This is a genomic window from Spongiimicrobium salis (assembly GCF_043678055.1).
Classification (GTDB): domain Bacteria; phylum Bacteroidota; class Bacteroidia; order Flavobacteriales; family Flavobacteriaceae; genus Spongiimicrobium; species Spongiimicrobium salis.
In genome coordinates, this window is the sequence record NZ_JBHEQA010000001.1 from 2,090,461 (window position 1) to 2,113,562 (window position 23,102).

Consider the following 23,102-nt stretch of genomic DNA (forward strand, 5'->3'; position numbering starts at 1 on the left):
ATTCTATTTCTGCTTCCCTCAAGGGTTTTATATAGGATACAATTTATGTACATTTGCAGCCTATGCAAACAATGATTTCTATAGCCCCGGAAGAGATTTCCCAAAGAGAAGTATATACCTATCTTACCGGGACTGTTGGGCCTAGGCCCATCGCTTTTGCAAGCACTATAAATGCCCAAGGAGTACCCAACCTGGCCCCTTTTAGTTTTTTTAACGTTTTTAGTGCCAATCCGCCGATATTAGTTTTTTCCCCTGCCCTTAAAGGCAGTGATGGGAGCAAAAAACATACTTTGGAGAACGTCTTGCAAACCAGAGAAGTAGTGATCAATTTGGTAGATTATGCCATGGTGCAGCAAATGTCCTTGGCCAGTGCCGCTTATCCGGAAGGCGCAAACGAATTTGTGAAGGCAGGACTCCAAATGTTGAAGTCAGATGTGGTAGCCCCCTATAGAGTGGCAGAAGCCCCCGTACAGTTTGAATGCAAAGTCACTAAAGTGGAAGCCTTGGGCGAAGAAGGAGGTGCAGGGAATCTGGTTTTTTCCGAAGTGATCAAAATTCATATTGCCGAATCGCTTCTGGATGAAAATGGGAAAGTGGATCAACATAAGATCGATTTGGTGGCACGAATGGGAGATAATTGGTATACCCGTAGCAATAGGGGAATGTTTGAAGTGGCAAAACCACTGACCACCTTAGGGATAGGAGTGGATCAAATTCCGGAGCATATTCGCAATAGTAAGGTGCTTACGGGAAACAATCTGGGAATGTTGGGGAATGTTGAGCAAATGCCTTCCTCAGAAGAAGTGGCCAATTTTGTATCCGGGAATACGGATGTAAAGGAGCTATTGAAGACCAACAGTCAGGAAAAATTGGAACAAAAAGCCCAGGAATATTTAAAGAATAATGAAGTGCTTTCCGCTTGGAAAGTATTATTAGCTAATATATAGAAGATGGAAATACAAGGAAAGATCAAAATGATCGATGAGACTAAAACCTATGGCAACAATGGTTTTAGAAAAAGAGAGGTGGTCATTACCACAGATGAGCAGTACCCACAACATATCCTTATCGAATTTGTACAGGATAAATGTGATCTATTGAACAATTATAGTGTTGGTCAGGAAATTAAGGTGAGTATTAATATTCGGGGAAGAGAATGGGTAAATCCTCAGGGAGAAACCAAATACTTTAATTCTATTCAAGGATGGCGTATTGAAAATATACAGGCTGAAGCTCCTGATGCCGGACAAGGAATGCCACCTGTACCGCCAATGGATGCTTTTGAACCTGCAGATGATCTTCAGGAAGAAGATCATGATGACCTTCCCTTTTAATCACTAAAGTCACTTTGGCCGATTTTTCAATGGGTATTGAAAAATGGGTACAGTTATAGTTGACCTCAATGTTTTTTTTGACAGACAAACTAGAATTTCCTCCTGTGGATCAAGCCGATGAAAATGGGTTATTGGCCATAGGAGGGGATTTATCTTCTGCACGTTTGTTGTTGGCCTATAAAAAGGGCATTTTTCCTTGGTTCGACGCCTCCTCACCGATATTGTGGTGGAGCCCAGATCCTAGGATGGTCTTGTTTCCGCACAAAATCAATATTTCCAAAAGTATGCGCAAGGTATTGCGGGATACTCAGTTTAGATGGACAAAGAATACACAGTTTGAAGCGGTAATCCGGCAATGTTCCAATATTAAAAGAGCAGGGCAGGAAGGTACCTGGATCACTCAAGAAATGCAGGATGCTTATATTGAATTGCATCGTTCGGGTTGGGCAAAATCCTATGAAGTTTGGGAAGGGGACGAACTCGTAGGAGGTCTTTACGGAATTGATCTAGGACATATTTTTTGCGGGGAAAGCATGTTCAGTACACGCTCCAATGCGTCAAAATTTGCTTTTATAAAATTGGCCGAGGAAGCTCAGGACAAAAAATATAGCCTGATCGATTGTCAATTGCATACCGATCATCTGGAGAGTTTGGGAGCGGAAGAGATTTCAAGAATAGAATTCTTGGCATATTTGCAACAAAAAAAGTAGCATTTTGGACAAAATGCCCAAAATACTACCCATAATTATTGATTGGTTGGTATCACGCCTTCTTCCTAGTACAACACATGGTCATAATTGGCAGCCGGAGATTTACGCATGTTTTTAACTTCCCCTTTTGCATTAAAGAGAACTTCAAAATACTGACGGAATCCTTCGCTTTTGGCGGTGATAATAAATTTATACTCCACTTTGGGAGAAAGTATATTTTGAAAGGCAGTTTTCATCAGATCTTCCGATCCATTAAAATCACTGCTTAAATATTGTTGGATCATTCTTCGGGCTTTTGGCTTTTCAAAATTCTCCTCCAAATAGGTGTCTATTGCGGTATAGGTTTCTTCAGGAATATCTGCTTCTTTGATCAGGTATCCAATATTCTGCATATTGCCTTGTGTATCAAAATCCATACGATAGGCCAATTTGTCTTTCTTGAATTTTGCCGTGTAGGTTTTGTAGGTGCTTCCTATTTCTTTGTAGTATTTTAGATTCCGTACACCTTCTAAGGAAGTTTTTACGGTAGCTACGGCTTTTTTAGGAAATTGACCGCATAAAATACGGTGCTCTCGTTCTTCTTTGTTTTGGGAATACCCAAAGGTTGCCACAAAAAGGAAAACGATCGAAAATAGTGTTCTATACTTCTTCATATCTGAAACAATTTAGTTCGTGATCATTAACCATGCCCGTAGCTTGCATGTGGGCGTATATAACGGTACTGCCAACAAATTTAAAGCCACGTTTTTTTAGGTCTTTGCTAATGGAGTCAGATAAGGGGGTATTAGCGGGGGCATCTTTGTATGATTCAAATGTATTCTTTATTGGCGTACCATCAACAAAACTCCAGATATAATCGCTGAAACTGCCAAATTCTCGTTGAATGTTCATGTAGGCCTTGGCATTGGAGATGGTTGCATTGATCTTTAGTTTGTTTCTCACAATACCCTCATTAGCCAATAGTTCATCAATTTTGGATTGATCGTATTGCGCTATTTTTTTGTAATCGAAAAAATCAAAAGCTTTGCGGAAATTGTCTCGTTTTCTAAGAATGGTGATCCAACTTAATCCAGCTTGAAAAGTCTCTAGAATTAGAAACTCAAATAAGGTATCGTCATCCTTAACGGGAACGCCCCATTCCAAGTCATGGTAGGCTTCATACAAAGGATCACCCACACACCATCCACATCTGTGCTTTTCCATAAAGTGTTTGTTTCTCATTTTAAATATAGGGCAAATAATCAAATCTGAATAAAGAGATCGATGAATGACATTGCCTTGGATAAGCTTTCGATAAACGGCATATAACGGCAGCTTATAGATCCTTGCGTAAGTTTTTATAAGGGAGAACTACTAATACTATCAATTTGGAAGATTCTTTAAATTTGAAGAAATATGGAAACAACAACAAAAACAACAACAGCACTTATAGCAGATAGCCTATCCACGGCAATGGACTACCAACACTATCGGGATTTGGTGAGTGATTTGGCCACTAAAGGCCTGTCCACAGGACCAAATCAAACAGAGGCATTGACCAATTATACCGTCTTGAACGATAAACGGATGAGACGTTGGGACAAAACCCTAAAAATGGATGAGGCCACCCGCGAAGCTATTGCGAAGGTAGATAGGAAAACAACCTGGTTAGTGCTCACGGAGAGTTGGTGTGGTGATGCCTCCCCTTCGCTACCCGTAATGCAAAAAATAACGGAACTCAACCCTAATATTAGCCTGAAGATCATTCTAAGGGATGAAAATTTGGAACTTATGGATCGCTTCTTGACCAATGGAGGGATGTCTATCCCCAAATTGATCGCTATAGACGAAGAGCGTAATGAAGTTACCGGAGATTGGGGACCTAGATCCACAGCGGCCACAAAATTGGTAGAGGACTATAAAGCCGAGCATGGAACATTGACGGCAGAGTTCAAACAAGATTTACAAGTGTGGTACAATAAAGATAAAGGACAATCTGTCTTTGCAGATTTAACACAATTACTTGCCTTGAAATAGGTAAGTAATTGTTCCCTTTTGGGAGGCTTTGTTCGAAGTGTTGAATCTGGCCTTTAACGCATAGGCTATAGCATTGTCTACCAAACAGCCATTTAAGGTATTGGAACTCTTCTCATTGACTTCGGCTTCTGCTACATTACCAGAAGCATCCACTTTAATATTAATGACAATTTTTCCTCCCTTAATACAAGTGTATATGGGAATAGGTAAACTAAAATGGCTCCGATCTACAAGAGAATAGGAAACCGACGTCCTTCGCTTGGCCAAATTATTGGTATATTCCTTCTTTTGGGCTTCTTTTTCGCCCAATAATTGTTTTTTTTCCTCTCGCTTTTTGGCCAGCTCCCTAAGATTGGCAGCATAACCGGCATCTGAACTTAAAATATCATTTTTTGGGGCATCACTTTGCAGCGCTTCCTTTTCTGCCATGATTTCTTCCAAAGTTTTTAGCGGTTCAGGATTTCCGTAACTAGGTTTTGCCGTTTCGTTATAGGCCATATGGCTTTTTATAGGGTCGGCCTTGTCCATTTCCTCTTGAAGTTTTTCCTCCTCCTCCTGTAGTAATTGCTCCAAGTCCTCGTCGGCCAAACTCATTTCAATGACATACTCCTCTTCCTGCTGGGCGCCCAATTGAATATTGTATAGTGACAATACCACTAGTGCCATGGAAAAGAAAGTGATCATAAAAGACAATTGACCTCGACTTAAATTCATACTCTAATAACCGTATTTCTTTAAAAATATTTTATCTATTCCTGAAAAGGAACGGACAGTACCTTAAATTTACAATTCTAAATTGCTATTCATTGACAAGCTTTCCTTAAAATTTTCGGGACTTGTAGCTTTATCTACGTTGTAAGTCCCTATTTTGGTTCTTCGCAGTTCAGATAAATGCGCTCCAGAGTCCATGGCTTTTCCAAAGTCATGTGCTAAAGATCTAATGTAGGTGCCTTTACTGCAAACCACTCTAAAACGGATTTCCGGAAAAGAAGAGCTATCGATATCAAATTCATAAATGGTAACAGTTCGGGATTTTATCTCCACGGTTTCTCCATCTCTCGCATATTCGTACAAGCGTTTTCCATCTTTTTTCAAGGCCGAAAAAATAGGTGGAACCTGGGTAATCTCTCCGATAAAACGTGCTCTGGTGGCTTTCAAAAGAGCAGCATCGATATGGGCGGTGGGAAACTCCTGATCGATCTCGGTTTCCAAATCATAGGAAGGCGTAGTGGCTCCAAGAAATATGGTTCCCGTATATTCTTTAGGTTGTCCCTGGAGTTCTGGTATCTTTTTGGTGAATTTGCCCGTACAGATCAATAAGAGGCCTGTGGCCAAAGGGTCTAAGGTGCCGGCATGGCCCACTTTTATCTTTTTTAGTTTAAACTGTTTGCGAATGGCCCATTTCACAGCATTTACGGCCTGAAAAGAGGACCAATTCTTGGGCTTGTCGATCAATAACAGCTGTCCGTTTAAAAAATCTTCCACACGTTTTGCCTCCATACTTGAAAATATTTCTCCTCCCAATACCTTGTATTAGCCCCAAAAACTATACCCAATTGCTATAAGGCCTACAAGCAGACAATAAATGGCAAAATAGGATAGCTTACTTTTTTTGACCAATTGGATCATCCAGGTACAAGCGGCCAGACCGGCAATAAAAGCGGCCATAAAGCCCGCACCCATAGCCAAGGTTTGGTCACTGGAAAAATTAATATCCCCACTGAGAATGTCTTTGGCCATTTTCCCTAAAATTAAAGGGACGACCATGAGGAACGAAAATCGGGCAGCTTTGGTCTTATCTACCCCTAAAAGCACAGAGGTGGAGATGGTGGCACCACTACGCGAAATTCCGGGAAGAATGGCTATCGCTTGGGAAATACCTATGATCAAGGCACTGGTAAAGGTGACCTTTTTTGAAGTGTCTTTGGCTTTATCCGCAAAATAAAGTAAGATGGCGGTGATGATCAGCATTCCTCCTACAAAACCTATATTTCCTCCAAAAAGGGATTCCAATTCGGTTTCAAAAAGCAACCCCACCAGCACAGCGGGAATCATGGATAAGATGATTTTTACGGAAAATTGAAACTCTTCGTTCCATTTAAATTGCAAAAGCCCTTTTAAAATCTCTAGCACGTCTTTTCTAAAAATAACCAAAGTACTTAAGGCTGTGGCAAAATGTAGTACAACAGTAAATAACAGACTTTCTTGAGGAATGGAATTATCCCCTAGAATAGCTTTTCCCAATTCCAAATGTCCACTTGAGGAAACCGGAAGAAACTCGGTCAATCCTTGAATGATACCGAGAATGATAGCATCTAAAGTATCCAATTACTTGCTCTTCTTGTGTGGATTCAACAGGATGGCATAGACTTCAATACCCAGTCCGATCAATACCAGGGTGGGTGCCAAGCGGATACGTCTAAAACTATAAATATCCGGATTAAAGACATTGGGGTCGTCACTGCCTCCGCCACTCATTAGGATAAAACCAAGAGCGATACATGCCAAACCTATAAACATAAAAAGATAGTTCCTTTTCTGAAAAATGAACTCAGGTTTTGTGGGTTGATTCTGTTTGTGCTGTTTTTTCATACTACAAATTTAATAATATAAATCGTCTGTTCTAAGATTTAGAAAACGTTGGGTAGCAAAATACGTGCTGACCAAAGAAATTAATACGCCCAGAACAAGAATGCCTACAAAAAGAAAAACTAAAAGGGGGACATCCTGAAGCAAGTTAAATTCAGGAAGACGCTCATCTACATAGATCAATACGATTCCCAAGGCAAGGGAAGCTAAAGCGGCACCAATAAGTCCCAATTTAATATTTGTCCAAATAAAGGGTCTGCGAATAAAACGTTTTGTGGCGCCCACCATTTGCATGGTCTTAATAATAAAGCGTTTGGAATATATGGATAAACGAATAGAGCTATTGATCAACAATACGGCAATAAAGGTAAAAATACCACTGGCTACTAAAATCCAAAATCCAATTTTTTCCACATTATCACTGACCAGATCTACCAAAATAGTGTCGTAGCTTACTTCGTGCACATAGGCCTTGGCGCTAAGGTCATCTGCAATCTCTGCAACTTGTTCCGGGGTCACAAAATCTGCCTTTAATTGTACGTCGATGGAATTTTTTAAAGGATTGTACCCCAAATATTCCACAAAATTCTCCCCGATATCCGTGCTGTGCGATTCTGCAGCTTCTTCTTTGGAGATATACGTGGCCGACTTGGTATAAGGGGCCAAAGCAAGACTATTTTGAAGCTGATCTATTTCTACCTGTTTTGCATTGTCCTTCAAGAAAACCGCAATGGTAATCTGTTCCTTGGAAAGATCCGCCATTTTTTTGGTATTTAAAATAAGCAACCCAAGGATACCCAATAAAAAGAGTACCAATCCAATGCTCAAGACCACGGAAAAGTAGGAAGAGATCAATTTTCTTTTTTGATAACGCTCAAAAGATTTGCTCATAATGAAAAATGCCTATGTAAAAATAACAAAGTAAATCAAAAAGATAGCATGAACAGCGCATTTCCCCATTTCTTAGATCAAGATTAGCGTTTTAATGTAAAATGCCCCCTGAACTCCTGATCATCTACCCGAATGCGATACCAATAATCGGACTCCGGTAAACGCCTATTGTTAAAGGTGCCATCCCAGGACAAACTGCCATTTGTGGAATGGACGAGCAACCTGCCATACCGATCAAAAATACTGACTTCGGCCCGGCTAAAAAACTCCAATCCATTGATGGTAAAGGTATCATTGATTGTATCTCCATTCGGAGAGAAAAATTTAGGAATCACAAAATGAAGGAATTCCTGGGAAACGTCCGGGCAATTGGTTTTGGCCCTTGCACGTACAAGATATAGGCCTCCTTCCACGAGCTCAAAAACAGGACGGTCTTGAAACGGGCCATCGTCCAGGGCAAATTCAAAATCCCCTTCGTTTTCCGTGCTTATACTAATGGTAAAGTCGTCCGATAGGATCTCTGAAATTATAGGGCGATCGATCTGTTCCAATACAATGGTCTTTACGGCAGCGCATCCATTGGTATTGGTCACGGTGACCTGATAGGTTCCCGGGGCATCTACCGATATGCTTGCTGTAGTTTCCCCTGTACTCCAGAGATAGCTTCCAAGGGCTCCTGCAAAAAGATCGGTGGTGCCCCCTTCGCAGATCAATCCTTCCTCATCAGTAACAACAGGAATGTCAAAAACCGTCAAGGTGACTGCAGTCCTCGAGGGAGAGCTACAATCCGTAAGCCGGGAATTGGCCTCGGCATAATAGGTTCCTGGAACAGCAGTCAATAGGGAGGGACTGTCTTCCTGAATTAAATTTCCACCTACAGGCGCATCGTACCAATTGATGCGCAATGCGGCTGGAGCCGACACAGAAATCGCTTGAAGGGCATTGCTGCATAGGGCTAGATCGCCATTGCTAGTAGGTGGCGCAGGTATGGGAACGATAGTGATATCGAATACTTCGGAAACAATATTACAAAGACTGTTGGAAATATTAATGGGATCTTCGGCCACCTTTACCCTGTAGAAGGTAGAGGTGTTCAGTAAGGGAGTGGTATAGGTATTGGTCGTTTCCCCAGGAATATCGTTCCAGATGGTTCCATCCAAGCTTACTTGCCATTGATAGGCATGACTGTTGAATATGGAAAAATCCGGATTGGCCGTCAAGGTAGTGCTTACGGGGCCTTGGTCTTCACAGGAGGCCATAAAGGTTTCTCCTGCGATATCCGTTAGCGATACAAAGTCCCCACAAGTCCTAAAAACAATATCATCTATGGCCAAATCGTTTCCGCAACCTCCTTCACCATTATTGATCATTTTTAGAATGACGGCTGTTTGCCCGGGAACGGACGTAAAGGTCAAGGCGTGTTGTTCCCATCGGGGCGTTGGTGTGCCGCGAATTTCACCGGTAGACCCGGAAGCCAAAAGTTGGGTGTCCGTGACATCCCATATTTGAAAGGTAACATTGATGGGCAACCCTCCATTAGGACAAGCTGTAGTGCTGGGTAATAAATTAAGGAGCCAGGAGGAAAATTCATAGGAAGTGTTTTCGCAAAGTCCGTTTACCGTACGTCTGAAAAACTCGCCTGGCGTAAAATCGGCATTTACAATAAGGGATTTTCCATCGGTATCTCCCGGAGTGCGATCCGTGGTATCGTGCCAATCGAAAAAGTTGGTACGACTAGATATGGTATAACTCCCATCAAACGGAGTGACCGTCGTAAAATTATAGGTCGTTGTACCTGCAGGTAGTGCAGGTCCATTCGTGGTTCCCGTGCCAAAAGTTTCCGTAAAAATAGGATCTCCGGAATTTCCCTGACAAAACCCCAATTGCCCCCTTGCTTCCTCCATGAATACCAGTACGGCGATCACGGCTAGAAGATAGCGCATAGTTCTTACCAACCTATGGCCTTGTTTTTTTATGGGAGAATACGCCAATGTTTATGTTTTCTTGTTTATGAAATACGCTAACAGCTCTTTCTAAATACGCAGGTTTTCGTAAACATACAGTGGGGGCCATAGGTTTGGGGGTAAGATATTAAATTTATTTAGAATCCTTGAGGTTCTTTATGGTGCTGAGCATGTATTTTCGGGGAATTACGGTATTTTTACGCTGAAATGGAAATCATTTCATGAAGTACAGGCATGAAGAGAAACCAATTGCTTTTAGATCTTAAAATTTCCAGACCAGGCCTTTGGTTCCCCACTCTTTGGATTTATTTGGTGCCTTTTGGCAATCAAGACGGTTTTTGGAAAAGTATTCCTTTTTGGTTGGGAATCCTGTTTGTGACCTTCCCTTTGAATTATTTGGTCTATGGTCTAAACGATTACAAAGACGTGCAGGCGGATGCCTTTAATGCGCGAAAAGGAAATTTTTTGTTCGGGGCCAAAGCATCCGTAGCAGAACTAAAACCCATTTTAAAGCGAATAACATTGGTGATAGTTCCTTTTATCATACTCTTCAGTTATATGGCTGGACTGAAGATGTTTGGGCTATTGGTCCTTATGATTTTAGTGAATATTGCGTACAATTTTGAGCCTTTTCGACTCAAGGAGCGCCCTCCTTTTGAAATCTTGATTCAAGTAGGCTACGTGATGACCGCCTTTTTTAGTACTGAACTGAATGGTCTGGAAAGTCTACCATGGCAGACTTTGGTGTACCTTTCCCTCTTCGCCTTTCAAGCTCATATTGCCGGAGAGTTAATGGATATTGAGCCTGATATTGCAGCAGGAAAACGGACTACGGCAACCCTCTTGAAGCGTAAAAATACCAAGATGTTAATGTTGGTGTTGTTGCTTGCAGAAGGCTACTTGTTGTGGCATTGGTTCCAAGATGGGGTGCTGGCTTCATTTTTAGGGATATTTGCACTGTGGTTGATTTTGGATGCCTTTATTTTCTTTAAAGACAAGCCCTATTCTTTGGTGCAAATGAAATGGTTTGGCTATGCCATAAACCTATCGGCCCTCATCTCCATGTTATGGGTGTTGTATAGCGGAAAATTGCTGCTGCCTTGATTTTTAAAACAATACAATCCATTACCTTTTCATTTTCGGGGATTAAACCTATTTTTGCGGGGCATTTAGACCTGCGATACCCTATGGGGAGTCAGGTCTTGGAATAAGAATACAGGAATGAACTACGATTTCAAGAATATTGAGGCCAAATGGCAAAAATACTGGGCAGAACAACAAACCTTTAGAGCCGAGAATGGTTCGGACAAACCCAAATACTACGTATTGGATATGTTTCCCTATCCCTCCGGGGCGGGGTTACATGTGGGACACCCCTTAGGCTATATTGCCAGTGATATCTATGCCCGGTATAAGCGTCATAAAGGCTTTAATGTTTTGCATCCTCAAGGCTACGATAGTTTTGGGTTGCCGGCAGAGCAATATGCCATTCAAACGGGACAACATCCTGCGGTGACCACGGCAGCCAATATTAAACGCTATCGCGAACAGTTGGATACCATTGGCTTCTCTTTTGATTGGAGCCGGGAAGTGCGTACCTCCGATCCTAAATATTACAAATGGACACAGTGGATTTTTATTCAGTTGTTCCATTCGTGGTATAACAAGACTACGGACAAAGCCGAGGATGTTGCTACCTTGATCGCACAGTTTGAAAAAGAAGGAAATGTCGGGGTCAATGCCGTTTGCGATGATGATATCCCAACATTTACCGCCGCCGAATGGCAGCAATTTTCCAGTAAAAGGCAAGAAGAAATTTTATTGCAATACCGCCTGACCTATTTGGCAGAGACCGAAGTGAATTGGTGTCCTGCCCTGGGTACCGTTTTGGCGAATGATGAAATTGTCAATGGAGTCTCCGAACGTGGGGGGCATCCGGTCATCCGTAAAAAGATGACCCAATGGAGCATGCGAATATCGGCCTACGCCCAACGCCTATTGGATGATTTAAATACTATAGATTGGCCACAGCCGCTTAAAGATTCCCAAACCAATTGGATCGGGCGTTCCGAGGGGGCATCCGTAAGCTTTAAGGTAAAGGATTCCTCAGATACCATAGAAGTATTTACCACACGCCCCGATACCATATTTGGGGTGAGCTTTATGACCTTGGCCCCTGAGCATGACTTAGTGTCGAAAATTACGACTCCCGACCAAAAAGAGGAAGTGGACGCTTATATTGCTTCTACCGCCAAACGTTCTGAACGAGATCGGATGGCCGATGTAAAGACCATTACCGGAGCCTTCACCGGGGCTTATGCCGAGCATCCATTTTCCAAGGCGCCTATCCCTATTTGGATTGGGGATTACGTATTGGCCGGTTATGGTACCGGAGCAGTAATGTCCGTTCCCTGTGGAGATCAGCGGGATTATGATTTTGCAAAACACTTTGCCATTCCCATACCCAATATCTTTAAAGATGTGGATATTTCCGAAGAAGCTTTTGCCGATAAGGCCACAACTATTATAACAGATTCGGATTTCCTAAACGATCTTCCCTATAAGAAAGCGGTGCGTAAGGCCATTGATGCTTTAGAAGGATTGGGGCAAGGTAAAGGAAAGATAAACTATCGCTTGCGCGATGCCGTATTTAGTCGCCAACGCTATTGGGGGGAGCCATTCCCGGTCTACTATGTGGATGGAATGCCCCAGATGATCGCTATGGAGCATTTGCCGCTGGAATTACCGGAGGTAGAAAAATATTTGCCCACGGAAACCGGAGAGCCTCCTTTAGGCAACGCTACCGTTTGGGCATGGGATACGGAAACCCATTCCGTTGTAGCCAATGAAAAGATCAATCATAGTACCGTATTTCCTTTGGAATTGAACACCATGCCAGGCTGGGCAGGAAGCAGTTATTATTTTAATCGTTATATGGATCCGCAGAACGAGGAGGTCATTTTTTCCAAAGAAGCCATTGACTACTGGCAAGATGTGGATCTCTATATTGGCGGAAGTGAACATGCCACGGGGCATCTATTGTATTCCCGTTTCTGGCAAAAATTCCTGTTCGACAAAGGCATTGTGCCTAAAAATGAATACGCTAAGAAGTTGATCAACCAAGGGATGATTACAGGGACTAGTGCTATAGTGTATCGTATCAGTGGAACAAATAAATATGTATCCAAAGGATTAAAGGGAGCGCATGAAACGGAACCTCTACGTGTTGATGTTGGATTGATCAATGGATCAGATGAATTGGATTTAGAAGGGCTCAAATCTTGGCAGCCGCAATATGAAGATGCAGAGTTTATCCTAGAAGAAGGGAAATATATTGTAGGCAGGGAAGTAGAAAAAATGTCCAAAAGATGGTTCAATGTAGTGAATCCTGATGCGATTTGTGAAGCCTATGGGGCAGATTCCTTGCGTTTGTACGAGATGTTCCTTGGACCTCTGGAGCAATCCAAACCTTGGAATACCGCAGGAATCACAGGAGTGCACTCATTCTTAAAGAAATTATGGCGCCTCTATTTTAATGAAAATGGATTAAAAGTCACGGATGCCGAGCCTACCAAAGACAATCTAAAGACACTGCATAAGACCATTAAGAAAGTAGAAGAGGATATTGAGAACTTCTCCTTTAACACCTCCGTTTCTACCTTTATGATCTGTGTAAACGAGCTACAGCAACAGAAATGCCAGTCTAAGGCAATTTTAGAAGCTTTGGCTATTATTGTATCGCCTTATGCCCCCCATATCGCAGAAGAGCTCTGGGAGCAATTGGGACATGCGGGCTCTATTTCCAAAGTCGATTTTCCCGCTTTTGAACCCAGTCATTTGGTAGAGAGCAGTAAGGCCTATCCGATTTCTTTTAATGGTAAAATGCGCTTTACCATGGAATTGCCATTGGATATGGGGAAAGCAGATATTGAAGCAGCCGTCATGGCCCATGAAAAGACACAACAGCAATTGCAAGGGCGCACGCCTAAAAAGGTAATCGTGGTGCCTGGGAAGATTGTGAATATTGTGGGTTGATGAAAAACAGCTAGTCATTCGTAGAAGTCGTTTGCCCAGAAACCCTATCATACCAAGGAATGCATATGGAGTATATCGAAATTTTAGGATTAGTGGCCGCGACCTTGACTACGGCAGCTTTTGTACCTCAAGTATATAAAGTCTGGAAAGAGAAATCTACCAAGGATATCTCCTTGACCATGTATTGTGTGCTATTATTGGGGCTGTTACTATGGCTTATTTATGGTATTTATCACCAGAGTATCGCCATTATTCTAGCCAATGCGGTCACTGCCTTTTTAGTGACCATAGTATTGCTTTTGAAATTGAAGTACAAGTAACTGAAAATCATTTTTGTTTTTAAGGCTTGCCTTAAGGGATGAATCATTCTTGATCCATACCCTCCTAGAGGAAATCTAATGATCCAAGCCACTTTAATATGTTTTGCCCAAGATATTTCGATGGGAAAGGGCAGCCTATGGCAAAATTCCAATGGCTGCAAAAATAGCCCGAAGCTTTTCTGTAGAATACGTTTATGATATGAAGACCCCTACTATTTTTGTCAATTTTAATATAAAAATTAAAATATTTTGTAGTGTACCCTATGAAATTGAGGGTATATGTCTATAAAATTGTGTTTTTTATCGAATGACCCCTATAATTTTTAAGTATTTGTTTTTTGTTTTCCAAAAAAATCCCAAATTAGCACTCGAATCAAATACAAACATTATGGTCATAGGAATACCAAAAGAAATTAAGAACAATGAAAACAGAGTGGGCATGACACCTGCCGGCGTTTTTGAATTGGTAAAAAACAAACATACGGTCTATGTGCAATCCCAAGCGGGAGAGGGAAGCGGCTTTTCCAATGAAGATTACAAACAGGTAGGAGCCCATATTTTGGATACCATAGGACAGGTATATGCCTTAAGTGAAATGATTGTAAAGGTGAAAGAACCTATTGCAGAAGAATATGACCTCATTCAGGAAGGGCAGCTGATTTTTACCTATTTTCATTTTGCTTCCAGTGAAGTATTGACCAAGAAAATGATTGCTGCCAAAGCCGTATGTATCGCCTATGAAACCGTTGAAGATGAAGATGGGACCTTGCCATTGTTGACCCCTATGTCTGAGGTGGCAGGGCGTATGGCCATTCAACAAGGAGCTAAGTATCTTGAAAAGCCTGTGAAAGGTAGAGGGGTTTTATTGGGGGGTGTTCCTGGAGTTGCTCCCGGAAGAGTTTTGGTCTTGGGAGCCGGTGTTGTTGGTCTGCAAGCTGCAAAAATGGCAGCCGGACTTGGGGCCCATGTAACCATCTTGGATGTTAATATGAAGCGTTTGCGTTATGTGAACGATGTGATGCCTCCGCATGTGGTTACCGAATTCTCCAACGAATTCAATATTCGCAGATTGATTAAAGACCACGATCTTATTATTGGCGGAGTGCTGCTTAAAGGAGCAAAAGCACCGAATCTGATTACTCGGGATATGCTCAAAGAAATGCGCCCGGGAACCGTTATCGTAGATGTGGCCGTAGACCAGGGAGGATGTGTGGAAACTACCCGGCCTACAACACATGAAGATCCCATATATATTATCGATGATGTGGTACACTATTCCGTAGCCAATATGCCAGGAGCGGTTCCCTACACCTCTACCATGGCCCTGACCAATGTAACCTTGGCCTATGTGCTTAAATTGGCGAATTTGGGATGGGAGGAAGCCTGCAGACGCGATGATGCGCTCAGAAAAGGATTGAATATTGTACATGGAAAAGTGTTGTACAAGGAAATTGCGGCAGCTTTTTCTTGGGATGCAGTCCCAGTATAAGGTACAATATGTCAGTATTTAAGGTCCTGTCAGGAGCTCAAAGTCATTTTGAGCTACTTGGCGGGATTTTTGCTATCTTCTAAGTATATTTATGTAAAAAACAAGAAGATATGTTTGGATTCGATATCGGTTATATTATCATAGGGGCGGTTTTTGCCCTCATCAGTGGCGTGGTAAGCAATCGCCTAAAAAGTAAGTTTAACCACTATTCCAAAGTGCATTTGCGCAATGGCATGAGTGGTGCGGAAATCGCGGAAAAAATGTTGGCAGACCACGGGATTAGGGATGTGCAAGTCGTTTCTACTCCGGGAATGCTCACAGACCATTACAATCCTAGAAATAAAACAGTAAACTTAAGTGAAGTGGTCTATAACCAGCGCAATGCCTCTGCTGCGGCAGTCGCCGCCCATGAATGCGGCCATGCTGTACAACATGCCAAAGCCTATAGTTGGCTCACCATGCGTTCCAAGTTGGTGCCAGTAGTCGGTATCGCTTCAAAGTTTTCCATGTGGGTGATTTTTGGAGGATTGATGCTGATGAATACTACGGCCATTGGGGGAACCATTGCTTGGGTGGGTATTATTTTATTTGGAATGAGCACCCTCTTTAGTTTTGTCACCCTTCCTGTGGAGTACGATGCCAGCAATAGGGCCTTAGCTTGGTTAAAAAATAAAAATATGCTGAGTCAGGAAGAATATGCCGGTGCAGAGGATGCCTTAAAATGGGCAGCTCGTACTTATGTGGTAGCCGCTTTGGGTTCTTTAGCTACGCTATTGTATTTTGTGGTGCGGGTCATGGGACGCAGTCGGGATTAAAATGGTATTCCTACAATAAAATAAAAAACAACCATTTCCATCGGTTACACACCCATTTGGGGTGTATATCGATGTATTTTACATCTATATAAATAAGTTGTGCTTAATTAGAAAATGAAATACGAATATCAAAAAGCTTGTAAATGTGGAAATGTCGATTCGATTGAAGTGACAAGAAAAGAAGCTGCTTTTGGTTTAAAAGAAAAAGAAATTTGGAATAAAGAATGTTCGAAATGCGGAAATAAAGACTTTGCCTCACTTTCACATCCTCAAACTGATTTTGAAATTGATTTATTACTTGAATGGGGAAACAATCCTGATTATTTTTTTATGGAACAGGATGAAGACCTAATGTTAGCGGAAGAAAAAAATATTGATACGATTTTAGATGTTTTAGATAACCATCAAATTTTAAATCAAAAAAGAAACATTCTGATTGAAGCACTTTGTGTTATAATTTATGACAACAGCAATTCGGACGAGGACAATCAAAACTTAATTGACAGAGTGTCGAATGAACTTAAAAAACGGAAAACAGAAGTTTTAAACGCCCAAGATTGGATAATGGACTACATAAAAGAAGTATCATTTCCAATAATTGGAATTCAATATGAAAGCAAACAAACGAATTTCTTTAATCAAAATAAGAAAAATGAAAATTAGAGCATTTGGAATAAGTTAAAACAAATGTGGAATTAAAAATAACTAAGCACAACAATGGCTATAAGTAATTGCTTGTTCTCGCCTACTTCTGAAAATCCGTAAGGATTTTCAGTTTGGTGTGTACTTGCAAAGTTAAGTGCTAACCCACGCAACTACTCATAGCCGAGACCGTTGTGGTTAATGTAGAAAAAACCAACAGAATTGATATTTAGACCTCTGAAATACGAAAAATATGCAGACAAAAACTGTCAAAAACTGACTGAATTTCAAAACAAATTCAGAGCCGAATGTGACCTTGACAATTATGCAAATTGGTTCTATAATCAATCCAGCGAAACTTTGCGATTATATTCAGACGACAAAGAAATTTATTTCAAATACATACCTGTTGGAACTTTTTATCAAAAGACAAATACTTGGATGTGGGCTTGGGCAAATGAACATTCTGTTGAACCGAGAAAATTCCAGACTTTAAAAGTTAAGGAGTTCGGAGAAAAAAAGAAATATGAGAATCTGACAAATGCTCATTTTGACGGAGATAAATTCACAGGTTGGGAATTGACTTCCATTGCGTTCGACATACTTGGCGGAATTGGAACTTATCGAGTAATTTCTGACCATTTGGAAAAATACTTTTTACTCACAAACCAAATCTCAAAAGAAGAAGTTGAGAAAATAGAAAACGAATTAATTGAATGCGGTATTCACGGAAAATTAAGAAAAGCATTTATATGTCAACATTTGAATAATCAAACCAAAACAGGATTTGAAGAAGCATTTGAGACATATCGTGGAATGGAATTGGCCGAGGAAGATGATTTTCAAGCTTGGTGTTCTGAATGCGAAAAAGAACGAGTAAAAACAGACGGCTGGAATGACGAATCAATGGAATTTGCCAAGATTAAATTGGTATGTGAAAACTGCTATTTTGAGATAAAGGAATTTAATTTAAACGAATAAAAAACACTAACCACAACAATGGCTATAAACAATTGCTATTTCGGGCTTATCCTGAAAATTCCGCAGAAATTTTCAGCTTATCGTGTACTTGCAAAAGTCCGTGCTAACACACGCAACTGTTCATAGCCTAGACCGTTGTAGTGCATTTGAGAAATATGAGGTTTTGGAATAAGATTTTAGGAAAAAAGAAAGATAATCGAACAAAAAAACAATCCGATTTCAACTCTGATGTTAAAAAGTCGATTGATATTATTGGAAGTACAAAATCTCTGGAGAATGATGAACTTCTGACTTTACTCACTCAGAATGGAATTGAAGAAAATAACGGTATTGAAATCATTACTTTTCTGCCAATAGCATTCGTCAGAAAATGGTTGACCGACGTAGATTGGCCAAAAACATATTTGGAACATTATTCTGATTCAAAAAGAATATCAAAACGATTTTCAGATAACCATAAATATTTGACAATAGAAAAAATTGTTGACAATTATTGGAATGATAGACCGAATAATGATATAATAGTAAATATTGCGGGAAGAAGTGCCGAATTTAATGCGATTAACAAACTTCTCAATGACGGAGGAAAAATGGTTGATATAAAAATGACAGAAACGGTAATTATTATAGAATAATAGAATGGAAATAAAGTATTGCTGGAGATGCAAAATGGATGTTCCTATGCTTGATAAAGAAGAACACTCAATTGCATCTAAACTTTATGCAAAAGGATTTAAAGTTTTGAAAAAGAATAGACAAGAACGTTTTAAGGAGTTATTGGACTATTATAATGATTTGACTGGATTTGGAGAAACGGAACCAAATGCTATTATGCATCACTCACTTGGACAAATTGGACCAGATTGCGAAAAATGTGGAAAACCATACAGAACTCCTAAAGCGAAATTATGTGCGGCTTGTGGAAATAAAAGAATATTAACTGAATAAAAACGCACTACAACAATTTGTATATTGCATATGCTCCCTTCGGGAAGCAAACGCAACATACAAGAGACGTTGTGCTTAATTAGAAAATGAAATACGAATATCAAAAAGCTTGTAAATGTGGAAATGTCGATTCGATTGAAGTGACAAGAAAAGAAGCTGCTTTTGGTTTAAAAGAAAAAGAAATTTGGAATAAAGAATGTTCGAAATGCGGAAATAAAGACTTTGCCTCACTTTCACATCCTCAAACTGATTTTGAAATTGATTTATTACTTGAATGGGGAAACAATCCTGATTATTTTTTTATGGAACAGGATGAAGACCTAATGTTAGCGGAAGAAAAAAATATTGATACGATTTTAGATGTTTTAGATAACCATCAAATTTTAAATCAAAAAAGAAACATTCTGATTGAAGCACTTTGTGTTATAATTTATGACAACAGCAATTCGGACGAGGACAATCAAAACTTAATTGACAGAGTGTCGAATGAACTTAAAAAACGGAAAACAGAAGTTTTAAACGCCCAAGATTGGATAATGGACTACATAAAAGAAGTATCATTTCCAATAATTGGAATTCAATATGAAAGCAAACAAACGAATTTCTTTAATCAAAATAAGAAAAATGAAAATTAGAGCATTTGGAATAAGTTAAAACAAATGTGGAATTAAAAATAACTAAGCACAACAATGGCTATAAGTAATTGCTTGTTCTCGCCTACTTCTGAAAATCCGTAAGGATTTTCAGTTTGGTGTGTACTTGCAAAGTTAAGTGCTAACCCACGCAACTACTCATAGCCGAGACCGTTGGCATTCATTAGGAAAACACCAAGGAAGTGTAACAAATTCATACAAGATGTCGTCATATTTAAAAAATAAAAATGAAACACTTCTATCTAATTTTATTATTACTTATTACTGCAACAGGAATATCCCAATCTGTTCAGAACCCAACAATTGATGATGCCTTAAATAAATATGGATTCATTGAAGGAAAAATAATCGAAGATTCTGACACAATAACTTACTACATAAGAAATTACAAAATCAAACCAACCAAATTGGTTGTTTTTATTCAGGGGACTGATGCTAACCCCATTTTTTCTTACAAAATAAAGAATGAGAAACCATCCATTTATAGATGGTTTGGAGATGATTACAAGCTATTGGATTCAACCTATACCTATGCAATCATTCCAAAACCAGGAATTGATGGGATATTTAATGACGAAAACCTTTCTGTTCCGAAAGAATACTACAAAAATAATTTCCAAGAATATCGTGTAAATCAGATTAATCTATCAATTGAAGATATAATCAAGAATCATCTGAAAAAGCCTGAAAAAATAATAGTTTATGGTCATTCTGAAGGAGCGGTAATAGGAGCATCACTTGCTAATAAAAATAAGAATATTACCCATTTGGGTTTTTGGTCTGGAAATGTTCTGAATAACTTCTATGAATTTTCACTTTTTAATCGAATTGAAACGCTTCAAGGGAAGCAATCAGATTCGTTAGCACACAATAACATTATGGGAATAATAGATTGGTATGACTCCGTAATTAAAAACCCTAATTCTACTGAAATTGACCATTTTGGATTTACGAATAAAAGATGGTCTTCATATGAAAAGCCGCCTATTGATGATTTGCTAGCTATTGATATTCCTATTTATGCGGTTTTTGGAACAAAAGACGAAAGTACGCCTATTGAAACAGCTTATTTACTTCCGATTCAGTTTATGCAAAAAAGAAAAGTGAATTTAACTTTTGATGTTTGTATTGATTGTAATCACGGATATGTAGAAAAGGATAATGAAAAGGAAATAAAACATTGGGATAGAATTTTTAGAGAGTTCATTATTTGGACAAACGAAAAATAACGAAATGCCAACAATGTATATAAAAAATAGCGCAAGTCGCTGCTAACACTAAGGTTTGTGCATTTTTTGAAAGTCGCCAAAATTTTAAATTTGACGATTTTAAAGTAAATATATATAGTAAAATTTAAAAATTCGGCTTGTGTTTAATCCGAAAAGTAATAGCTTATTTTCAGCGCTACTTTTCATATACTGAGCCGTTGGCATTAATATAAAAATGATTTTCATAATAATTATATTTTTAATTTCAGCCTTAATTTTTTTAGTCCTTTTACAGAAAAGACTAAAAAATAAGGCGATTATTGAAATCTGTCATTTATTTATGGAAAGTGATTTTGAAACCTGTCTTTCAAAAATCAATAAGTTCTTAAAACGTTATCCAAAATCGGAAGAAGTTTGGCTAATAAAAGGTAATCTTGGAAATGAAATATTTAATACTCAAATGGCTAAACAAAGCTTTATGGAGGCGTTAAAAATAAATCCTGATTATCCAAAAGCATTGGCAGGAATGGGAGTAGTAATGAGACGTGAAAAAAAATATGGGGAAGCTGAAGATTACTATTACAAGGCTTTAAAGCTAGATTCCGAATTATACCTAGCGAAATCAAGTTTAATGCTACTAGAGTTGCGCAAGGAGAATTATGATGTAGCAATAGCCTTAGGAGAAGATTCTATTAAAAAAGGAATAAAAAATGTTCAACCTCGAATAATTGAAAATTTAATGATTGCTTATCATTATTCTGAAGAGTTTGAAAAAAGGAACTATCTATTTAGTTACTTGAAAGAAATTGAATATTCAAGATTATTTGCCTTGGACTTAGTTATGGGCAATTATGTTTCAATCGAAGAATTATTGGATGCATAAATACTAATGCCCACAAAACCTATAATCCAATGCTATGCTATAAGTTAATTGGATATTTTAACTAGCTTTAGGCATAGAGATTAAAGAAAAATTAAAAAGAACCAAACCGCAACGGATCATAGCCGGACCGTTAGAGACAATTAGAGGACCAAATGAAAACAATTACATTACCTGACGAATTAAGTTTAAGTTCTTCTAAGTCTATTGTAATTTATGATTATCAGAGTACTACTGAAATATCAAAACAACAAATTTTATTAAATAAAAATACCTTTAGCTTTTTACAAGAAGGGACCAAAGAAGTGTTTTTCGATAATTCGGCATATGCAATAGATAATTCTCAATTTCTATTGATGAAATCTGGAAATTGTTTAATGACTGAAAAGCTTTCTAGTGACTCAAAATATTATCGTAGCATTCTATTTTTCTTTACCAACGAAGATGTATTACAGTTTTTAAGCAAGTTCAGATTCGAAACATTTAAATCCAAAATATTATACTCAACATATTCATTTAAGTATGACTCATTTATAAAAAGATTCGTTGATAGCCTCTTAGATATATCAAAGCTTTCAAAATCAATTCAGGAAAACATGCTAAACGCAAAGTTTGAGGAAATAATGCTATATCTAACTGACCTCAAAGGTTTAGATTTTCTTTATTCCTTAATTGATAATAATGGCAATCACAATCGAAAATTTGTACAGACCATTGAAAGCAACAGGTTAAATAAACTAACCATAAAAGAACTGTCATTTTTATCTAATATGAGTGTCTCGACTTTCAAAAGAGAATTTGAGAAAAACTTTCATAGTTCTCCAAGCAAGTGGTTTCAGGATAAAAGGCTTGAACATTCAGCTTATCTGCTAAAAAACAAGTCAAAAAGACCTTCAGATATTTTTGAAGAAATTGGATATGAAAACTTATCTAATTTTATTCAAGCTTTTAAATCAAAATTCGGAGTTACCCCAAAACAATACCAATCGAGTTGAACTTTTATCAATACTTTTTGAACTTTTCTGATTGCTGAACACCCTTAACCTGTCTGTAAATTTGTCTTATAAATTGATACTTAAATTTTACAGACATGAAAAGTACAGAAACATTTACATTAACAAGCAGTACAGTTGGAGGACAAGCAACAACAACTCAAGCATTCGATGATTGGGGTAGTATTGGAGAAAATATATCTCCTCAATTATCTTGGAAAAACGCACCAGAAGGAACAAAAAGTTTCGCAATTACAATGTATGATCCAGATGCGCCTACAGGAAGTGGGTGGTGGCATTGGGTAATGTTTGACATTCCTAACGACATCAATGAAATTCTTGAAAACGCCGGAAATGTTGTATCTAGCTTAGCTCCAAAGAAGTCAATACAAAGTATTAATAATTATGGATCCAAGGGATATGGAGGACCTTGTCCACCTGAAGGACACGGACCCCATCAATACATTATTACCGTTCATGCTTTAAAAACGGAATCATTGGGGCTAGATGAGAATACAAACCCTGCAATCGTAGGTTATAATCTCTGGGCAAATACCATTGCCAAGGCCAGCATAGTAATGTACTACGAAAGAGCATAAAAAAGATTCACATACTCAATTTGTAATTCTTATTGA

At 39.0% G+C, this 23,102-nt stretch carries 26 protein-coding genes; 18 read left to right on the plus strand and 8 right to left on the minus strand.

Annotated elements, in window-relative coordinates:
- Window positions 1-71 precede the first annotated feature (71 nt).
- The 3 genes from ACEXOE_RS09175 to aat all read left to right on the plus strand — a co-directional run bounded on the left by ACEXOE_RS09175 (window position 72) and on the right by aat (window position 2,044).
- On the plus strand, window positions 72-947 hold the full coding sequence (locus ACEXOE_RS09175) for a flavin reductase family protein (RefSeq protein WP_394748509.1): 876 nt from the start codon (window positions 72-74) through the stop codon (window positions 945-947).
- Window positions 948-950: 3 nt separating this feature from the next.
- Complete coding sequence (locus ACEXOE_RS09180; protein ID WP_394748449.1) at window positions 951-1,334, plus strand: DUF3127 domain-containing protein; 384 nt, start codon at window positions 951-953, stop codon at window positions 1,332-1,334.
- A 68-nt stretch (window positions 1,335-1,402) separates the two neighbouring features.
- Window positions 1,403-2,044 (plus strand): leucyl/phenylalanyl-tRNA--protein transferase, encoded by a 642-nt coding sequence (gene aat / locus ACEXOE_RS09185; protein ID WP_394748450.1) that lies wholly within the window; start codon window positions 1,403-1,405, stop codon window positions 2,042-2,044.
- 65 nt (window positions 2,045-2,109) lie between these two features.
- Here the strand turns inward: aat and ACEXOE_RS09190 are convergent, their stop codons facing one another.
- Window positions 2,110-2,697 (minus strand): hypothetical protein, encoded by a 588-nt coding sequence (locus ACEXOE_RS09190; protein WP_394748451.1) that lies wholly within the window; start codon window positions 2,695-2,697, stop codon window positions 2,110-2,112.
- On the minus strand, window positions 2,684-3,247 hold the full coding sequence (locus ACEXOE_RS09195; protein WP_394748452.1) for a DNA-3-methyladenine glycosylase I: 564 nt from the start codon (window positions 3,245-3,247) through the stop codon (window positions 2,684-2,686). Before ACEXOE_RS09195 ends, ACEXOE_RS09190 begins: the two co-directional genes overlap by 14 nt.
- A 192-nt stretch (window positions 3,248-3,439) precedes the next feature.
- Between ACEXOE_RS09195 and ACEXOE_RS09200 the strand changes: the two genes are divergently transcribed.
- Window positions 3,440-4,060, plus strand: coding sequence for a thioredoxin family protein (locus ACEXOE_RS09200; protein ID WP_394748453.1), 621 nt, complete (start codon window positions 3,440-3,442; stop codon window positions 4,058-4,060).
- Here the strand turns inward: ACEXOE_RS09200 and ACEXOE_RS09205 are convergent.
- The 6 genes from ACEXOE_RS09205 to ACEXOE_RS09230 form a co-directional block, all read right to left on the minus strand.
- A complete protein-coding gene (locus ACEXOE_RS09205) occupies window positions 4,043-4,774 on the minus strand; it encodes a hypothetical protein (RefSeq protein ID WP_394748454.1) in 732 nt (243 codons plus the stop codon). The two genes, ACEXOE_RS09200 and ACEXOE_RS09205, sit on opposite strands and share 18 nt — an antisense overlap.
- A 69-nt stretch (window positions 4,775-4,843) precedes the next feature.
- Window positions 4,844-5,560, minus strand: a complete 717-nt coding sequence (truB, locus tag ACEXOE_RS09210) for a tRNA pseudouridine(55) synthase TruB (protein ID WP_394748455.1) — start codon at window positions 5,558-5,560, stop codon at window positions 4,844-4,846.
- Between the two features lie 33 nt (window positions 5,561-5,593).
- On the minus strand, window positions 5,594-6,388 hold the full coding sequence (locus ACEXOE_RS09215; protein ID WP_394748456.1) for an undecaprenyl-diphosphate phosphatase: 795 nt from the start codon (window positions 6,386-6,388) through the stop codon (window positions 5,594-5,596).
- Window positions 6,389-6,652 (minus strand): DUF3098 domain-containing protein, encoded by a 264-nt coding sequence (locus ACEXOE_RS09220; protein ID WP_394748457.1) that lies wholly within the window; start codon window positions 6,650-6,652, stop codon window positions 6,389-6,391. It abuts the gene before it with no gap.
- Window positions 6,653-6,661: 9 nt separating this feature from the next.
- Window positions 6,662-7,540 (minus strand): cell division protein FtsX, encoded by an 879-nt coding sequence (locus ACEXOE_RS09225; RefSeq protein WP_394748458.1) that lies wholly within the window; start codon window positions 7,538-7,540, stop codon window positions 6,662-6,664.
- A gap of 83 nt (window positions 7,541-7,623) precedes the next feature.
- Window positions 7,624-9,483, minus strand: coding sequence for a T9SS type B sorting domain-containing protein (locus ACEXOE_RS09230; protein ID WP_394748459.1), 1,860 nt, complete (start codon window positions 9,481-9,483; stop codon window positions 7,624-7,626).
- Window positions 9,484-9,738: 255 nt separating this feature from the next.
- Between ACEXOE_RS09230 and ACEXOE_RS09235 the strand changes: the two genes are divergently transcribed.
- From ACEXOE_RS09235 to ACEXOE_RS09300, 14 genes are all read left to right on the plus strand, one after another.
- Window positions 9,739-10,608, plus strand: coding sequence for a UbiA family prenyltransferase (locus tag ACEXOE_RS09235; RefSeq protein WP_394748460.1), 870 nt, complete (start codon window positions 9,739-9,741; stop codon window positions 10,606-10,608).
- Between the two features lie 117 nt (window positions 10,609-10,725).
- On the plus strand, window positions 10,726-13,539 hold the full coding sequence (gene leuS, locus ACEXOE_RS09240) for a leucine--tRNA ligase (protein ID WP_394748461.1): 2,814 nt from the start codon (window positions 10,726-10,728) through the stop codon (window positions 13,537-13,539).
- 65 nt (window positions 13,540-13,604) lie between these two features.
- Window positions 13,605-13,859 (plus strand): SemiSWEET family sugar transporter, encoded by a 255-nt coding sequence (locus ACEXOE_RS09245; RefSeq protein ID WP_394748462.1) that lies wholly within the window; start codon window positions 13,605-13,607, stop codon window positions 13,857-13,859.
- 388 nt (window positions 13,860-14,247) lie between these two features.
- A complete protein-coding gene (gene ald, locus ACEXOE_RS09250; protein ID WP_394748463.1) occupies window positions 14,248-15,348 on the plus strand; it encodes an alanine dehydrogenase in 1,101 nt (366 codons plus the stop codon).
- A 110-nt stretch (window positions 15,349-15,458) separates the two neighbouring features.
- Window positions 15,459-16,163, plus strand: coding sequence for a zinc metallopeptidase (locus ACEXOE_RS09255; protein WP_394748464.1), 705 nt, complete (start codon window positions 15,459-15,461; stop codon window positions 16,161-16,163).
- A gap of 114 nt (window positions 16,164-16,277) precedes the next feature.
- Entirely contained in the window at window positions 16,278-16,826 is a 549-nt protein-coding gene (locus ACEXOE_RS09260) for a hypothetical protein (RefSeq protein ID WP_394748465.1), read from the plus strand.
- 201 nt (window positions 16,827-17,027) lie between these two features.
- Complete coding sequence (locus ACEXOE_RS09265; protein WP_394748466.1) at window positions 17,028-17,786, plus strand: DUF6882 domain-containing protein; 759 nt, start codon at window positions 17,028-17,030, stop codon at window positions 17,784-17,786.
- Window positions 17,787-17,941: 155 nt separating this feature from the next.
- On the plus strand, window positions 17,942-18,421 hold the full coding sequence (locus ACEXOE_RS09270) for a hypothetical protein (protein ID WP_394748467.1): 480 nt from the start codon (window positions 17,942-17,944) through the stop codon (window positions 18,419-18,421).
- Window positions 18,422-18,467: 46 nt separating this feature from the next.
- Window positions 18,468-18,734 carry a hypothetical protein gene (locus ACEXOE_RS09275; RefSeq protein ID WP_394748468.1) on the plus strand — a complete coding sequence of 89 codons (267 nt, stop codon included), beginning with the start codon at window positions 18,468-18,470 and terminating at the stop codon, window positions 18,732-18,734.
- An 86-nt stretch (window positions 18,735-18,820) separates the two neighbouring features.
- Window positions 18,821-19,369, plus strand: coding sequence for a hypothetical protein (locus ACEXOE_RS09280; protein ID WP_394748465.1), 549 nt, complete (start codon window positions 18,821-18,823; stop codon window positions 19,367-19,369).
- Between the two features lie 245 nt (window positions 19,370-19,614).
- Complete coding sequence (locus tag ACEXOE_RS09285; protein WP_394748469.1) at window positions 19,615-20,616, plus strand: hypothetical protein; 1,002 nt, start codon at window positions 19,615-19,617, stop codon at window positions 20,614-20,616.
- Window positions 20,617-20,935: 319 nt separating this feature from the next.
- On the plus strand, window positions 20,936-21,478 hold the full coding sequence (locus ACEXOE_RS09290) for a tetratricopeptide repeat protein (protein WP_394748470.1): 543 nt from the start codon (window positions 20,936-20,938) through the stop codon (window positions 21,476-21,478).
- Window positions 21,479-21,630: 152 nt separating this feature from the next.
- On the plus strand, window positions 21,631-22,470 hold the full coding sequence (locus ACEXOE_RS09295; protein ID WP_394748471.1) for a helix-turn-helix domain-containing protein: 840 nt from the start codon (window positions 21,631-21,633) through the stop codon (window positions 22,468-22,470).
- Between the two features lie 95 nt (window positions 22,471-22,565).
- Entirely contained in the window at window positions 22,566-23,066 is a 501-nt protein-coding gene (locus ACEXOE_RS09300) for a YbhB/YbcL family Raf kinase inhibitor-like protein (RefSeq protein ID WP_394748472.1), read from the plus strand.
- Window positions 23,067-23,102 lie beyond the last annotated feature (36 nt).

Bases quoted from the DNA above. Each gene is read 5' to 3' on its own strand.
- ACEXOE_RS09175 (WP_394748509.1), top strand. From the start codon at position 72: ATGATTTCTATAGCCCCGGAAGAGATTTCCCAAAGAGAAGTATATACC.
- ACEXOE_RS09180 (WP_394748449.1), top strand. From the start codon at position 951: ATGGAAATACAAGGAAAGATCAAAATGATCGATGAGACTAAAACCTAT.
- aat (WP_394748450.1), top strand. From the start codon at position 1,403: ATGTTTTTTTTGACAGACAAACTAGAATTTCCTCCTGTGGATCAAGCC.
- ACEXOE_RS09190 (WP_394748451.1), bottom strand. From the start codon at position 2,697: ATGAAGAAGTATAGAACACTATTTTCGATCGTTTTCCTTTTTGTGGCA.
- ACEXOE_RS09195 (WP_394748452.1), bottom strand. From the start codon at position 3,247: ATGGAAAAGCACAGATGTGGATGGTGTGTGGGTGATCCTTTGTATGAA.
- ACEXOE_RS09200 (WP_394748453.1), top strand. From the start codon at position 3,440: ATGGAAACAACAACAAAAACAACAACAGCACTTATAGCAGATAGCCTA.
- ACEXOE_RS09205 (WP_394748454.1), bottom strand. From the start codon at position 4,774: ATGAATTTAAGTCGAGGTCAATTGTCTTTTATGATCACTTTCTTTTCC.
- truB (WP_394748455.1), bottom strand. From the start codon at position 5,560: ATGGAGGCAAAACGTGTGGAAGATTTTTTAAACGGACAGCTGTTATTG.
- ACEXOE_RS09220 (WP_394748457.1), bottom strand. From the start codon at position 6,652: ATGAAAAAACAGCACAAACAGAATCAACCCACAAAACCTGAGTTCATT.
- ACEXOE_RS09225 (WP_394748458.1), bottom strand. From the start codon at position 7,540: ATGAGCAAATCTTTTGAGCGTTATCAAAAAAGAAAATTGATCTCTTCC.
- ACEXOE_RS09230 (WP_394748459.1), bottom strand. From the start codon at position 9,483: ATGCGCTATCTTCTAGCCGTGATCGCCGTACTGGTATTCATGGAGGAA.
- ACEXOE_RS09235 (WP_394748460.1), top strand. From the start codon at position 9,739: ATGAAGAGAAACCAATTGCTTTTAGATCTTAAAATTTCCAGACCAGGC.
- leuS (WP_394748461.1), top strand. From the start codon at position 10,726: ATGAACTACGATTTCAAGAATATTGAGGCCAAATGGCAAAAATACTGG.
- ACEXOE_RS09245 (WP_394748462.1), top strand. From the start codon at position 13,605: ATGGAGTATATCGAAATTTTAGGATTAGTGGCCGCGACCTTGACTACG.
- ald (WP_394748463.1), top strand. From the start codon at position 14,248: ATGGTCATAGGAATACCAAAAGAAATTAAGAACAATGAAAACAGAGTG.
- ACEXOE_RS09255 (WP_394748464.1), top strand. From the start codon at position 15,459: ATGTTTGGATTCGATATCGGTTATATTATCATAGGGGCGGTTTTTGCC.
- ACEXOE_RS09260 (WP_394748465.1), top strand. From the start codon at position 16,278: ATGAAATACGAATATCAAAAAGCTTGTAAATGTGGAAATGTCGATTCG.
- ACEXOE_RS09270 (WP_394748467.1), top strand. From the start codon at position 17,942: ATGAGGTTTTGGAATAAGATTTTAGGAAAAAAGAAAGATAATCGAACA.
- ACEXOE_RS09275 (WP_394748468.1), top strand. From the start codon at position 18,468: ATGCTTGATAAAGAAGAACACTCAATTGCATCTAAACTTTATGCAAAA.
- ACEXOE_RS09280 (WP_394748465.1), top strand. From the start codon at position 18,821: ATGAAATACGAATATCAAAAAGCTTGTAAATGTGGAAATGTCGATTCG.
- ACEXOE_RS09285 (WP_394748469.1), top strand. From the start codon at position 19,615: ATGAAACACTTCTATCTAATTTTATTATTACTTATTACTGCAACAGGA.
- ACEXOE_RS09290 (WP_394748470.1), top strand. From the start codon at position 20,936: ATGGAAAGTGATTTTGAAACCTGTCTTTCAAAAATCAATAAGTTCTTA.
- ACEXOE_RS09295 (WP_394748471.1), top strand. From the start codon at position 21,631: ATGAAAACAATTACATTACCTGACGAATTAAGTTTAAGTTCTTCTAAG.
- ACEXOE_RS09300 (WP_394748472.1), top strand. From the start codon at position 22,566: ATGAAAAGTACAGAAACATTTACATTAACAAGCAGTACAGTTGGAGGA.